The 13,499-nt window shown below is 70.2% G+C and carries 12 protein-coding genes and 1 tRNA gene; 7 read left to right on the forward strand and 6 right to left on the reverse strand.

The window, feature by feature from the left end; all coding sequences use genetic code 11:
• The coding region (locus tag BN13_RS13005; protein ID WP_157038731.1) for an MFS transporter at positions 1–594 on the reverse strand (594 nt) is incomplete at its 3' end.
• Between the two features lie 140 nt (positions 595–734).
• Between BN13_RS13005 and BN13_RS13010 the strand changes: the two genes are divergently transcribed.
• Complete coding sequence (locus tag BN13_RS13010; protein ID WP_048547507.1) at positions 735–1,358, forward strand: TetR/AcrR family transcriptional regulator; 624 nt, start codon at positions 735–737, stop codon at positions 1,356–1,358.
• A gap of 13 nt (positions 1,359–1,371) precedes the next feature.
• Here the strand turns inward: BN13_RS13010 and vapC are convergent, their stop codons facing one another.
• Positions 1,372–1,779 carry a type II toxin-antitoxin system VapC family toxin gene (gene vapC, locus BN13_RS13015; protein WP_048547508.1) on the reverse strand — a complete coding sequence of 136 codons (408 nt, stop codon included), beginning with the start codon at positions 1,777–1,779 and terminating at the stop codon, positions 1,372–1,374.
• Complete coding sequence (locus tag BN13_RS13020; protein ID WP_048547510.1) at positions 1,776–1,976, reverse strand: type II toxin-antitoxin system VapB family antitoxin; 201 nt, start codon at positions 1,974–1,976, stop codon at positions 1,776–1,778. The genes vapC and BN13_RS13020 overlap by 4 nt, the downstream gene beginning before the upstream one ends.
• Before the next feature lie 119 nt (positions 1,977–2,095).
• Here BN13_RS13020 and BN13_RS13025 point away from each other — a divergent pair.
• The 3 genes from BN13_RS13025 (at position 2,096) to BN13_RS13035 (ending at position 4,761) form a co-directional block, all read left to right on the forward strand.
• Positions 2,096–2,168: transfer RNA gene (locus BN13_RS13025), tRNA-Arg, on the forward strand.
• Between the two features lie 98 nt (positions 2,169–2,266).
• Complete coding sequence (locus BN13_RS13030) at positions 2,267–3,469, forward strand: NAD(P)/FAD-dependent oxidoreductase (RefSeq protein WP_201329097.1); 1,203 nt, start codon at positions 2,267–2,269, stop codon at positions 3,467–3,469.
• A 125-nt stretch (positions 3,470–3,594) separates the two neighbouring features.
• Positions 3,595–4,761: an ATP-binding protein gene (locus BN13_RS13035; protein ID WP_048547514.1), complete on the forward strand. Its 1,167-nt coding sequence runs from the start codon at positions 3,595–3,597 to the stop codon at positions 4,759–4,761.
• Between the two features lie 3 nt (positions 4,762–4,764).
• Here BN13_RS13035 and BN13_RS13040 read toward each other — a convergent pair whose 3' ends face one another.
• The 3 genes from BN13_RS13040 to BN13_RS13050 are packed head-to-tail and all read right to left on the reverse strand — an operon-like array spanning position 4,765 to position 7,497.
• Positions 4,765–5,478, reverse strand: a complete 714-nt coding sequence (locus BN13_RS13040) for a VOC family protein (protein WP_048547517.1) — start codon at positions 5,476–5,478, stop codon at positions 4,765–4,767.
• 29 nt (positions 5,479–5,507) lie between these two features.
• A complete protein-coding gene (locus BN13_RS13045; RefSeq protein ID WP_048547519.1) occupies positions 5,508–6,593 on the reverse strand; it encodes a DNA polymerase domain-containing protein in 1,086 nt (361 codons plus the stop codon).
• 10 nt (positions 6,594–6,603) lie between these two features.
• Complete coding sequence (locus tag BN13_RS13050; protein ID WP_048547521.1) at positions 6,604–7,497, reverse strand: LysR family transcriptional regulator ArgP; 894 nt, start codon at positions 7,495–7,497, stop codon at positions 6,604–6,606.
• 71 nt (positions 7,498–7,568) lie between these two features.
• On the opposite strand from BN13_RS13050, the gene BN13_RS13055 reads away from it, so the two are divergent.
• Genes BN13_RS13055 through BN13_RS13065 form a run of 3 tightly spaced genes read left to right on the forward strand, consistent with a single transcriptional unit; the run spans position 7,569 to position 13,401 of the window.
• On the forward strand, positions 7,569–8,183 hold the full coding sequence (locus BN13_RS13055) for a LysE/ArgO family amino acid transporter (protein ID WP_048547524.1): 615 nt from the start codon (positions 7,569–7,571) through the stop codon (positions 8,181–8,183).
• 22 nt (positions 8,184–8,205) lie between these two features.
• Positions 8,206–9,480 carry an MFS transporter gene (locus BN13_RS13060; RefSeq protein WP_048547527.1) on the forward strand — a complete coding sequence of 425 codons (1,275 nt, stop codon included), beginning with the start codon at positions 8,206–8,208 and terminating at the stop codon, positions 9,478–9,480.
• A gap of 48 nt (positions 9,481–9,528) precedes the next feature.
• Positions 9,529–13,401, forward strand: coding sequence for an ATP-binding protein (locus BN13_RS13065; protein ID WP_048547529.1), 3,873 nt, complete (start codon positions 9,529–9,531; stop codon positions 13,399–13,401).
• Positions 13,402–13,499: the final 98 nt, after the last annotated feature.

The raw sequence follows: 13,499 nt of genomic DNA on the forward strand, positions 1-13,499 counted from the left end.
GGCGAGGAGGACCGCCACGAGGCCGGGGGTGAGGGTGGCGATGCCGGCGACGTCGATCTTGGCGTCGCGGCGTTGGTGGGGGATGTGCAGGAATCGGAAGACGACGCCGGTCGCGGCGATGCCGAAGGGGATGGAGGTCCAAAAGAGGTAACGCCAGCCGAGGTTGTCGGTGATCCACCCGCCCGCGAGTGGCCCGGCAACGGAGGTGACGCCGAAAACGGCGCCCATCAGGCCCTGGTACTTGCCGCGATTCCGCGGCGGAATGATGTCGCCGATGATGGTCTGCGCCAAGGGCATCACGGTGCCCATGCCGAGGCCCTGGATGGCGCGGCCCCCGACGAGGGTCCAGAAGTTCGGTGCGAGCCCACACACGAGCGAGCCCAGCATGAAAACGACGAGGCCCGCGAGATAGAAGCCGCGACGGCCATACAAATCAGAGAACTTGCCGACGATGGGCACGACGATGGCCGAGACGAGCATGGCGGCCGTGGCGACCCAGGAATAGTGCTCCATCCCGCCCAATTCGGCGACGATGCGCGGCATCGCGGGCCCGACGATCGTTTGGCTGATCGAGGCGACAAACATTCCGAGCATGAGCCCGATGAAGATGCGCTTGCCGGTCGCGTCGAGGTGGAACTCCGGGGCCGGAGCAGGGGGAGTGGAAATCACTCACCAAGACTAGGGAAAAGGTGCAGAGTCTGCAAGTTTGCAGGTTCTGCAGTAAGATCCGACGTATGACCGCTGCCGCAGCCATCGACGTGGCGCCTGAAGCCGACTGTGGTCTGCGCGAGCGCAAGAAGCGGGAGACCCGCAAGTCGATCCATCGGTCGGCGCTGGAGTTGGCCTTCGAGGCCGGGCTCGAGGCGCTGACCGTGGACGCCATCGCCGAGCGGGCGGGGGTGTCGGCCCGGACGTTCTTCAATTACTACCCGGCCAAGGACGACGCCATCCTCGGCGCCGATGGGACCGATCCGGAGCCGCTGCTGACATTGATCGCGGGTCGCCCGGCGGGGGAAGCGCCGCGCGAGACGGTGCTGGCCGTGGCGCATTACCGCGTCGCCGCCCTCGTGGCTGATCCGCAGCTATGGGCCATGCGCCGGGAGTTGACCCTTCGTGAACCGGGTCTGGGGCTGCGCTTCCTCGGCATCTACGCGCGCGCGGATCGGGCGCTCGTCGAGGCAATCCTGGAGCGGCAACGTGCGGAGCGAGCGCTGACTCCTGACGAGGCCCTAGGCATCGCCGTGGAGGCGTATGCCGCTCTGGGCGCCTTCCGCGCCGCCATCCGCCTCCACATCGACGGGGCGTATGGCGATCTCCCCCTCGCCGAGGTGCTCGACCGCGCCTTTGCTCGCCTCTGACAATCTTGTCCAGTCAGGTCGCGCGCCAAACGTGAAGAGGCACCCAGCGCGAGGCGTGGTCAAAATCGCGATCTGACGTCAGCAAGGTGAGCCCGTGTCGGATGCTGATGGCGGCGATCAGGGCGTCGATGGTGCCCAGCTGAACGCCATGGGTTCGGCATTCGTTGCGGAGGTCGGCTGCCCAGATGTGATCCCCACGGTCGGGCGCTACGAATCCCAGGTTGGCGAACCTCTCAAGAAGCAAACTGCGCGTGGCTGTGGGGAGTGTCCCCTGCAGAACTTCTTGCACGATGACGCCTGTCGTCATCACGAGTTCTTGACCCGCGAGCGCTCGCTGAAGCGTGGCGACGTGGGCTGTGTCGGCCGGCGCGTTCCGGCGCAACGCGAGGGACCATACGCTGGTGTCGACCAGAAGGCTCACCCCCGGGACCGCTCTGCCTTGTAGTCGTACTCAGGGTCCCAGTCGACGGAGCCAAAGAGCTCAAGCATGCGTGCTTGCTCTCGCCGCACGATGAACTCTTCCAGCGCCCGCGTCACGGTCGCCTTCTTCGTTCGTTCGCCTCCGATCGCAAGGGCTCGGTCGAGCAAGTCGGGGTCGATGGAAAGGTTCGTAGCCATGGTCAATTGTCACACATCAAGCTACACAAACGGCTGTGTGAATTGGAGGAGAATGTCGTTGGAGGGCCGGCCGGAACTGCGCCGCCTAGAATTACCCGGCCGGGTTTCCCCCGGCCCCCGCCCTCGTAGCTCAGGGGATAGAGCACCGCTCTCCTAAAGCGGGTGTCGCGCGTTCGATTCGCGCCGGGGGCACCCACGGAGCTCGGCACGGGCATACCCTGGCAAGGCGGGCGACCTCGGCCCCCTTCCGTGGTCGGGCAGGCGCTCGCCGGATGAGTCGAGGCGATCCCATGTCGGCAGTCGTAGTCATCGGTGCTGGGTTGGCTGCGGCCAACACCGTCCAGACCCTGCGAGAGCAGGGTTTCGAGGGGGACATCACCCTGGTCGGGGCGGAGGAACATGCACCCTACGAGCGGCCGGGCCTGTCGAAGGACTACCTCGCGGGGACCAAGAGCGCCGAACAGCTTCACGTGCACGAGCCGGAGTGGTATGCCGCGCACGACGTCCAGACGCGCTTCGCCGATCCCGCCGTCACCATCGACCGGGACGCGAGTCGGGTGGTGCTCGCGTCGGGCGAGGCGCTCACCTACAACTGGCTCGTCCTGGCGACGGGCGCGCAGCCCCGCCGGCTCGACCTTCCCGGCGCCGAGTTGGACGGGGTCGTCACCCTGCGCTCGATCGAGGACAGCACGCGCCTGCGCGCCGCCCTAGCCGAGCAGGCGCGATTGGTGATCATCGGCGGCGGCTGGATCGGCCTCGAAGTCGCGGCCGCCGCGCGAGGGGCGGGGTGCGAGGTGACCGTTCTCGAGCGGGAAGCTCTGCCGTTGTATGCCGTGCTGGGCCCGACGATGGCCGCCTACTTCGCTGATCTCCACCGGGGACACGGCGTCGACCTGCGCACGGGCGCCACGGTCTCGGGGATCGAGGGTGCGGGCGGACCGGTCACTGGCGTGCGTACCCCGGAGGGGGTCATCGCAGCCGATCTCGTGCTGGTCGGCGTCGGCGCCATCCCGGACACCTCCCTGGCCGAGGAGGCCGGGCTGGAGGTGGACCGCGGAATCATCGTCGACGAGCACCTACGCACCAGCGACCCCCATGTCCTGGCGGCGGGGGACGTGGCGCGGGCGCGGCATACGGACCTGGGGTTGTTGCGGGTCGAGCACTGGGACAACGCGATTCGGCAAGGCAAGCTGGCCGCGCAGACGATTCTCGGGCGCGAGGAGAGCTACGACTGGCAGCCCTACTTCTTCACCGACCAGTACGACCTCGGCATGGAATATGTCGGGCACGCCGACGCGCAGGACGTGGCAGTAGTTCGCGGCGACCTCGACTCCGGCGAGTTCATTGTGTTCTGGTTGCGTGACGGACGGGTGCGGGCAGGGATGAACGTGAACACCTGGAACGTCAACGACGACCTGCGCCGCCTGATCGGCGCCAGCGTCACTGCCGACCGACTCGCCGACGAGAGCATCGCTCTCACTGACCTGGCGTAGTCAACTCCCACGAAGGTCGCCCCGACGCGCTCAAGGTGGTTGTCGGTGGCTCGTGCGACAGTAGAACTGTCGAGGATGCGCTGTTATACATCCTGTTTATATAACGAACTATCCCGAGGTGATCGTTGGCGATTTCGAGTCCCTTCACCCCCGGCGACCTGCCGCGGGTCCTGATCGGCCGTGCCCGGGAGCGCACCCGACTCGGCGATCTGCTCGCGCGCGTGGTGACGTTTGGCGAACTCGCCGGCCCGCCCGTCGTCCTCCACGCCCCGAGGGGGCTGGGCAAGACGTCACTGCTGCGGGACACCGAGGACCGTGCGCGGGAGCTGGGATTTGTGACCGCCTGGGTGGCCTGCGCCAAGGGCAGTCCGATGCTCGCCGAGCTCGCCACCTCGGTGCGACAAGCGCTCGTCGACGCCGACATTCTCGATGAGCGGACCCGCCGGGGTGTGCTGGCCACGGTGGGGTTAGAGGTGGGCGTCCCTGGGATCACGCTCAAGGGCGAGCTTGCCCCCGGGGACGCGCCAGCCCCGCCGCCGGCGGCGGCCATCGCCGGGCTGGAGCGGATGCTGCACACCTTCGCCGCGTCCATCCGGGATCGGGGTGGTGCCGGGCTGCTTGTGCTCATCGACGAACTCCACGCTGCTCCGTATGCGGAGTTGGGAATCCTGCTCAACGCCATGCAGAACCTCGCGGGGCGTCGCGCCGACAACCCACTCGCCCTGATGACCGCCGGGCTGCCGTCGACGCCCGAGATGATCATGCGGGCCGCCACCTTCGGCGAGCGCAGCGAGTTCATCGGGCTGGAGCGCTTTGACGAGCCGGATGCGCGCCGGGTTTTGGCGGAGCCGGCCACAGCCGTGGATGTGAGCTGGACCGACGACGCGCTAAGGGTCGCCCTCGACATCGCCGACGGCAATCCCTACCTATTGCAGTTGGTCGGGGACGCCACCTGGCAGGCCGCCGCGCCGGAGGCGGGTGCCAAGCTCGGCGTCGCCGCGGTGGGGTCGGGCGAGCGACTCATGGCCGGCCAACTCGCCGCGATGTGCCGCGCCCGCTGGGACTCCGCGTCGGAGTTGGAGCAGGCGTTCCTCGGGGCCATGGCTGACTTCGGGGAAGAGGTCGTGCCGCGCGAGCGCATCGCCACCACGATGCAGCGGGAGTCCCGCGCGATCAGCGTGCCCCGAGCCCGGCTCATCGATAGGGGCATCATCGAGGCGGCGGGGCGCGGCAAGTTGCGCTTCACCCTGCCCGGCATGGCCACCTGGATTCGTGACTACCAGGGAGGCTGATCGTCAGGCGGGCCGCAGCCGGAACTCGTTGCCATCCGGATCGGCGAGTTCGCCATGCCCCCGCTGATCGACCGAGAGCAAGCGCGCCCCGAGGCCGACCAGGTGATCGACCTCGGCGGCGAGATCGCCGGGCTCGCCGCCCTCGGCCGCCAGCACAAAGAGTTGCCGACTCCGCCCGACGCGTGGCGCGACGGGCGGCCCGCCCCACGCCACCTTCGTCCCGCCGGCCGGCGACTGTATCGCCGTCTCCTCGTCCTGGTCCCACACCAACGGCCACCCCAACGCCGCACTCCAAAACACCCCGACCTCGCGCGTTCCGTCACAGGCGAGTTCGCCGAGGAAGCCCGTGCCGGCGAGATAGGAGTTGTGCGGCTCGATGACGCAGAACTCGTTGCCGTCGGGATCGGCCAGCACGATGTGCCCCTCCTCGGGGCGCTGCCCGACGTCCACGTGGCTCGCCCCCAGGTCGAGCGCCTGCGCAACCACCCGATGCTGGTCAGCAGCATCCGTGCTGGTCAGGTGCAGGTGAGCCCGGTTCTGCGCGAGGCGGTTCTGGCTGCCGCGGTGGAAGGCCAGCCCCACTTGCGTGGGTGATCCGGGCAGAAGGAACCCGTCGTCCGTCTCCGTCACATCCCGGTCCAACATCGAACCCCAGAAGCCGGCAACGGACTTCGGGGTGCGGGCTTCGAACGACATGGCAACAAGACGGGCGGTCATCACCTCACCGTAGCCACGGCCGGCGCGGATCAGTCCGGGATGCGGTTGCCGTCCTCGTCCCAGTGCGCGGCGACCTTCTTGCTCGGCTGCACCCGCGGCGGCTCCCCGGGCATCTTGGGATAGTCGGGCGGGAAGTTCATCTCGCCGAGGCCGGACTCCTCATACAACGCGAGGAGGGGCTCGATCGAGTGGGCGACGTCATCGATCGCAGCCCAGGGATCACCGTGCTCCCGTAGGCGGTCGGGCACCGTGAACAGGTTGTATGCCGCGGGGTCGCCGACCTCGGCCAGTTCTTCCCACGTCAGCGGAGTCGACACGGGTGCACCGGCTTTCGGGCGCAGGGAGTAGGCCGAGGCGATCGTCCGGTCGCGGCAGTTCTGGTTGTAGTCGATGAAGATGCGCTCGCCGCGCTCCTCCTTCCACCAGGCCGTGGTGACGCCCGGGTCGCGCTGCTCCAAGGCGCGCCCGAAGCCGATCGCGGCATGGCGCACGTCCTCAAAGGTCCAGCGCGGCTCTATGCGGACGAAGATGTGCACGCCGCGATTGCCAGACGTCTTGGCGAAACCCGCGATCCCCAACTCCGTCAACAGATTTCGGGCCACGCCAGCCACCCGGACCGCGTCGCGGAAATCCGTACCCGGTTGCGGGTCGAGGTCGATGCGCAACTCGTCGGGATGGTCGACGTCGTCACAACGCACCGCCCACGGGTGGAAGGTCAGTGTCCCCATATGAGCGCACCACACCGGCACCGCGATCTCGCGCGGACACACCTCCCGCGCCGTCCGACCCGAGGGGAAGGTGATCTCGCAACTCGTCAGATACTCGGGCGCGCCGACGGGAACGCGCTTCTGATAGAACGCATCGGCCTTCTCACCCGGCCGACCGGTGCCGAGCGTCATCCCCGGCAGGACCCCTTTGGTCCATCGCTCCAGCGCGGTCGGCCGGTTGCGCAGCGCCCGCATCAGGCCGTCCTCGACCGACGCGAAGTACTCCGCGACCATCACCTTGGTGACCTCGGGCGTGCGCTCGGTCGCGGGATAGATCACCCGGTCGGGGGAGGAGACGCGCACCGCGCGCTCACCCGCCTGCACCTCGACGGCGGTCGGCTTGGCCATGCGGGACAGCCTAAGCCGGGGTCAGGGTCGCAGCCGCCGCGGCGAGCACCGCGGCGGTGAGGGCACGCAGCGGGGGGGAGTCGAGCGTCCATACCTGCCAGAACAGGGGCACGTCGACGGGCCGGTCCGGCGCGAGATGCACCAGCGATCCGGGATCGGGGAGCGCCTCCCACTGCAACTGCGGGACCAGGCCCCACCCCAACCCCAGCTGTATGCCGCGCACGAAGTCCGCGGACGACGGCACGTAATGCGCGGGCGGACTGAGCGACGCCCCGGTCACCTCGGTGACGAAGCGGTGTTGGAGGGTGTCCTTGCGGTTGAAGACGACCATCTCCGCCCTCGCCAGGGCGTCCGCTTCGAAGCCGCGCGGGAACTGCGCCGCCGCGAAATCCGGTGCGGCGCACGCGAAATAGCGCATCGACCCAAGCGGCGTCACCGAGCACCCTGGCATCGGCCGCGCGATCGAGGTCACGGCCGCGAGCACGGCCTCGGATCGGAACAACTCGAACGTCCGGTCCTGGTCGTCCAAGTGGACATCGAAGACGGCGCGCTGCCGCGCCGGCACGCGCGCCAGCGCCGGTAGGAACCACGTGGCCATGGAGTCGGCGTTGACGGCGAGCGGCAGGCGGGCGAGGCCGGCGGGCCCGCCGACCCCTAACTCCCGGGCCGTGTCGTCGGCGAGTTGGGCCGTCACCCGGGCCAGGCGCAGCACCACCTGACCGGGTGGGGTCGCCCGGACGGGTTTGCCGCGGGTGACAAGCACTCGGCCGCAGGCGACTTCAAGTGCCTTGATGCGTTGCGAGACCGCCGACGGCGTGATGCCGAGCGCCACCGAGGCGGCGTCGAAGGTGCCCTCGTCCACGACGGCGGCGAGGGTACGCAGTTGGTCGACGGAGACGTCCATACAGAAAGTCTAATGATTCATAAGAAAGATGAGTTGGCGTGATGATCCTGCGCCGACCTAACCTCCCACTCATGGAATCGCCCCTCGCCGCCGCCACCACCGGCCTGCTCACCGGCGCGGCCCTGATCATCGCGATCGGCGCGCAGAACGCCTACGTCTTGCGCCTGGGCATCCGCCGCCAACATGTCCTGCCCGTCGTCGCCATCTGTGCGCTGTCCGACGCCGTCCTCATTGCGGCCGGTGTGGGCGGCATGGGCGCCCTCGTCGAAGCGGCCCCCACCGCGATCACCGCCATCCGCTGGATCGGCGCCGCCTTCCTGATCACCTACGGGCTGATGGCGGCCCGGCGTGCCTTCCACGCTGAACACCTGGAGGCCGCCACCGGGCCGGTCCACGTCAGCCGCCGCACGGCCGTGTTGACCACGCTGGCCTTCACCTGGCTCAACCCGCACGTCTATCTCGACACGCTCGTCTTCCTCGGCTCGGTGGCCACGACCCACGCCGATCTGCGCTGGTGGTTCGGTGCCGGCGCCGCGGCGGCCTCCCTGTTGTGGTTCGCCGGTCTCGGGTATGGCGCCCGCCTCCTTGGCCCACTCTTCGAGAAACCCCGTGCCTGGCGGATCCTCGACGGGCTCATCGCCGTCGTCATGCTCACCCTGGGTGCCACGTTGGCACTGGGGCACTGAGGCCCGCCTTAGGGTGGCACCCATGCCTGCGCCCACCGATCTTGCGCCGGATCGGGAAGCCGTCCAGCGGCATACGATCCGCACGCTCATGTTCACGCAGGTATGGGGCGGGGTCGGCCTCGCCGCCGGAGCCACCGTCGGCTCGCTGCTGGCGGAGGAGATCAGTGGTCGGGTCGAGCTGGCCGGTCTCGGTGGCACCTTCCAGACGCTCGGCGCGGCGTTGTTGGCCATCCCGATCGCGACGCTGGCCCACCGATACGGCCGTCGCCCCTCGCTCACCTTTGCGTATGCCGCGGCCGTCCTCGGCGCGCTCCTGATCGTCGTCGCCGCCTACCTGAGCAGCTTCTCGGTCTTCCTGGTCGGCAGCGCGCTGCTCGGCTCGGCCACGGGAGCCAACAGCGCGGCCCGGTATGCCGCGGCCGACCTCGCCCTCCCCACCCAGCGGGGCCGGGACCTCTCCCTGGTCGTGTGGGTGACCACGATCGGATCCGTGCTCGGACCCAATCTCGCCGGCCCCGCCGAGCCCCTGGCCCGCGCCATGCACCTGGATGTGTTGGCCGGTCCGTTCGTCGTCAGCGCGGCCGCCCTCGCCGTCGCCGGCGTCGTCATGTGGACCCGGCTACGTCCGGACCCTCTGGTGGTGTCGCGGCAACTGAGCGACACGGTCCATACGTCCGGGAAGGGGTCGTTGTCCCGCGGAGTCGCGGCCCTGCGCGCGAGCCGCCGGGCCCTGGCCGGCGTGGTGATCATGGCCCTGGGGCACGCGGTGATGGTCTCGGTGATGGTCATGACGCCGCTGCACATGCGCCACGGGCACGCGAGTCTCGTGGTCGTCGGCCTGGTGATCAGCGGTCACATCCTCGGGATGTTTGCCTTCGCCCCCGTCATGGGTATGGCCGTGGATCGCCTCGGCGCCCCCAAAGTCGCCTTCGCCGGGGGCCTGCTGCTGGTCGCCGCCACGACAGTTGCGGGTGCGGCGGCGCAGGGTTACTCCCACGGCCTGGCGATTGCGCTGTTCCTGCTTGGGCTGGGCTGGTCGGCCGCCTTCGTCAGCGGCTCGGTGCTGCTCGTCGGCGGGGTGGCGATCGTGGAACGTCCCGCGGCCCAAGGCATTTCCGATCTCGTCATGGGCCTCACCGCGGCGTGCGGCGGGGCACTGGCGGGGGTCGTCCTCGAACACGCCGGCTTTGCCCCCTTGGCGCATATCGCGCTGATTGGGGCACTGGTCATCATCGCGGTATCCGTCACCGCGATCCGCGCCTCCGCCGGGTTGCGGCCGGGCGGGACCTCAGGCTGAGGGTCGCAGCGATTCGGGACGGGCTGAGCACGGGTTAGCCTGTGCCCCGTGAAGCAGACGGCGGCGCGCCAGGACCCCAAGGTCCCGCCGTCGCCGACCCGTCAGCGCGTCGACGACTGGCGCTCCGAGGTGAGTGCGATCGGCGCCCCGGACACCTTGTTGTGGTCCGCGGACGGCGTGCACATCGACCTGACCAACGCTCACCCCGGGGGGCTGGCTCGGCTGTTGGCCGACGGGGACGCCCGGATCACGCAGCTCTTCCGCGAGCCCGCGGCGCAGGGGAGGGCGTTGGAGCGTGCGGCGGTCCTGCGTAGCAAGGAGATTGAGCTCGATCGCGAGCGTGGGGTGCCCGGGTGTTACCTCGCCTTCGGGACGGCCCGGTGGGGCGCCGATTCCAGTGGCGAGCCGGCCGCCCCGGTCTTCCTGCGGCGGTGCCGCCTGCGCCCGACCGATGCGGGCGCTCGCGACTACGACGTCGAGTTGGCGGGCCAGTTTCAGGCCAACCCGGCGCTGGTGACCTATCTCCGCGCGGTGCACGCGGTCGACCTCGACTTCGACGCCCTGCTGCGGCTGTCCCATCGCGGCCACGGCTTCGATCCGACGGACGCCTACGCGATGATCAACGCTGCCGCGACCGGGATCGACGGCTGGCGCATCAGCGCCACGCTACGGCTAGGGGCCTTCCACGTCGCGAAGGTCGCGGCCGTCACCGACTTTGCCCGGGCCGAGGAGAAGTTCGCCACTCATCCCGTGCTCGGACAATGGCTCGCGGACTCCCCGCTGCCGCCGCCGCGAGATGGGGTCGTCGCCGATCCCATTAACCCCGACGAGATCTTCGTCCTCGACGCCGACCCCGGGCAGGTCGCCGTTCTGGAAGCCGTCCGGAGCGGCGCGAGCCTGGTCATCGACAGCGGCCCCGGGACGGGCAAGGCGCAGACGATCGTCAACCTGGCCGCCGATCTCGCGCGGGTGGGCGCCCGGACGCTGATCGTTGCGCCGACCCGCGGCGCCCGCGCGGCGATTGCCGGGCGCTTCGCTCATCTAGGTCTCGCGCATCTGCTGCATGAGCCCGTGGCCGACGGGGCGCGCTGGAGTGCCGTGACCGCTCCCGGCCACGATCTCGTGGGCCCACCGGATGACCCCGATCCGGGCGCCATTCGTGAGGCGCGGGCGGCCTGGGCCGAGTCGCGGGAAGTGCTGCACGCGCACGTCGTGCGGATGCACGGGCTGCGGCGCCCGTGGGGTGTCAGCCTCGATCGGATCCAGTCGAGGCTGGTCGAACTCACCTGCGCCGACCACCCGCCGCGCTCGCGCGTTCGGCTCGGGGGAGCCGCTCTCGCCGCCCTGGATCAGGACGCCCGTGACCGCTGGGCAACTGCGCTGACGAAGGTCGCCGAGGCGGGGGTCTGGGCGGGCAACCTCGACGACGATCCCTGGTGGGGAGCCGACGTCCTGGACGCCACGGACGCGCAGCGGGCTCGAGTGGCGCTGGCCGGGCTGTCCTCGACCGGCTTGGCCAGGATGCAGTCGACCTTCGCGGAAGTCTTCGACGGCGTCGCCGTCCCCTCGCTGCCGACCCTGGGTCACTACCGCGACTTCGTCGTCGAGATGGACGGCATTCGCGCCGTTCTCGACGTCTTCCGCCTCGGCATCTTCGAGACCCGGCTTGAGGAGATCATCGCCGCGGCCAATGGTGGCCCACGCGAACGCCGCCGACTCACCCGCGCCATCAAGGGCCTGCTCAGGCCAGGTGCGACCCCCGAGCAGGGCATCGCCCTCCTTGACCGCGCGCACCAGGTCCGCCCGCTGTGGCAGCAGGTGCGGGCATCGGCCGTCATGCCCGCGCAGGTGGTCGACCTGCCGCGCGCGCAAGCGGCATACGACGTGGTCGCTGCCCATGTGCACGTCCTGGCCGCGCGGCTCCTGCGCCCGCCGGGATCGCCGTCCCTGTATGACGTGCCGCTGCGCGACCTGACCGGGCTCGTCCGGCGGCTCACCGACGCAGAGGACCGTCTGGATGTCCTCGCCAAGGCGATGCCGACGATCGTCGCCGCCCGCTCGGCCGGCCTGGGCGCGCTCGTGGAGGACCTCGCCGCGCGCCAGGTGCCGCCGGAGCGGGTCCGCGACGAGGTCGACCTCGTGTGGTGGGCCTCGATCCTGCAGGCTGTCACGGCTGCGGACCCCGGTTACGCCAACACCCGCGGCCGCGATCTGCGCTCGGCGGCGGCGCGGTTCCGGGCAGCAGATACGGCCCTGCAGCATGCGCTCGCCGACGACCTGGCCCGGACGCATTCCTCCGACGACCCACCCGTGTGGCTCGTGTCGCCGTATGCCGTGGGCCTCCTCGTGCCCGACGATCTCGCCTTCGACGCCGTCGTCATCGATGAGGCCGGGTCGGTGACCGCGGCCACCGTCGCGGCGGCGATCGCCAGAGCACCCCAGGCCGTCATCGTTGGCGACTCCCGCCTGCCGGGGCCGCAGCCCTTCACGGCTGCTCCCGGCGGTCGCGTTCTGAGCGAACCGGGGACCTCGGTTCTCGACCTGGCCCGCCGCACCCTGCCCGTGCGCCGGCTGGGCTGGCACTACCGCTCCCATGACCACCGACTGGTGGCGGCAACCAACGCCCTGGCGTATGGCGGTGCCCTGCGCACCTTTCCCGCGCCGCGAGGGGTGGAAGGCGTTGTCGTCGAGGCGATCGCAGTTCCGGATGCGTCGGCGGGGGAGGCCGCGAGCGACGTGCCCGCCAGCAACGTACCCGCCAGCAACGTGCCGGACAGCGACGTGCGCGAGAGTGGCGCGCCCCCGAGGGACGTGCTCGGGAGGGACGTGCCCGAGGGAGGAACCCCTGGAGGTGCCACGGCGGAGGGGGACGCGCTGGCCCGGGCTGCCGTAGACCGGGTTGTTGCCTGGCTGACCGCCGCACCTCGCGAAAGCGTCGGGATCGTGGTTTCGGGATCCGGGATCGGCGCCGAGGTCGCGAAGGTCCTGCGCGACGTCGGGCTGCCGATCCTCGGGGAGCGGCTGCGCGACGACCTGCCCGAACCGGTCACGGTCATCGAGGCGGGTCGGGCGGCGGGCGAGACGCGCGACGGCATCGTGCTGGTCCTGCGTGCTGGCGACGCGCTAGAGCCGTCGAGCCTGACCGCAGCGCTGGGCGGCGCCCGCGCGCGCCTGGCGGTGCTTCACGACCTCCCGGAGCACGACGCCACCCGGTCGCCACTCCTGGCCGAGGTGCTCAACCCCGCAACGGGAGAAGGGCCTGATGTCGTCTCGGTTCACGTCGCTGACTTGGCGAGGCGCCTGCGGGCCCGTGGCCTGAGTGTTGTCACGTCGTATGGCGCGCCCACCCCCCGCGCGGGCCAGGACCCCGCCGACGTGGCGCGCTCGGGGGTGGAAATGGCGGTGTTCGACCCGTTCGCGAAGGGTGGCTGGGTCGTGGCGGTCGAACTCGACGGCCCGGCATACGCCCGCGCCGGAGGGGTGCGGATGCGCGAGCGTATCCGCGTCGCCCAACTGCATCGCCTCGGCTGGCGCGTCATCACGGTGGCCACGGTGGATCTCTTCCGCGACCCGGCCCGGGAGGAAGCCCGCATCGTCTCGGCGCTGGAGGGCCTGCGAGCGCGCAAGACCGTTCCGGCCGGCACGCCTAAGTCCCGCCGCGCCGCCGCCGGCCCGGCGACCGTGGGCGATGCGGCACCGCTGGTGACGATCACTCCGGCATCGACCCCGCCCGCACAATCGAGCGCGCAGGGTCCGACGCCCCCGAGCTACAACATGCCGGCAGACACCGCGATCACGTCCCGGCGCCGGCGTCCGGTCGAGCAGACCCGTGACGACACCGACGCCGGCTGGGGCGAGCGCCCGCGCGACTCCGCGCACGATCACTGGCTTGAGGAGAACCGGCCGCCGCACTGGGAGTGACCCAACTCGAGCGCCCCGTTTCCCGAACTTGAGCCCCTGGTTTCCGAACTTGAGCACGCCTTACGCACTTGAGCACGCCCTCCAGGGCGTGCTCAAGT

Source organism: Nostocoides jenkinsii Ben 74 (assembly GCF_001046875.1).
GTDB lineage: Bacteria > Actinomycetota > Actinomycetes > Actinomycetales > Dermatophilaceae > Nostocoides_A > Nostocoides_A jenkinsii.

Excerpts from the sequence above, each read along its gene's own strand:
- BN13_RS13030 (WP_201329097.1), top strand. The coding sequence starts at position 2,267 with ATGTCGGCAGTCGTAGTCATCGGTGCTGGGTTGGCTGCGGCCAACACC.
- BN13_RS13020 (WP_048547510.1), bottom strand. The coding sequence starts at position 1,976 with ATGGCTACGAACCTTTCCATCGACCCCGACTTGCTCGACCGAGCCCTT.
- BN13_RS13010 (WP_048547507.1), top strand. The coding sequence starts at position 735 with ATGACCGCTGCCGCAGCCATCGACGTGGCGCCTGAAGCCGACTGTGGT.
- BN13_RS13050 (WP_048547521.1), bottom strand. The coding sequence starts at position 7,497 with ATGGACGTCTCCGTCGACCAACTGCGTACCCTCGCCGCCGTCGTGGAC.
- BN13_RS13045 (WP_048547519.1), bottom strand. The coding sequence starts at position 6,593 with ATGGCCAAGCCGACCGCCGTCGAGGTGCAGGCGGGTGAGCGCGCGGTG.
- BN13_RS13040 (WP_048547517.1), bottom strand. The coding sequence starts at position 5,478 with ATGACCGCCCGTCTTGTTGCCATGTCGTTCGAAGCCCGCACCCCGAAG.
- BN13_RS13055 (WP_048547524.1), top strand. The coding sequence starts at position 7,569 with ATGGAATCGCCCCTCGCCGCCGCCACCACCGGCCTGCTCACCGGCGCG.
- BN13_RS13060 (WP_048547527.1), top strand. The coding sequence starts at position 8,206 with ATGCCTGCGCCCACCGATCTTGCGCCGGATCGGGAAGCCGTCCAGCGG.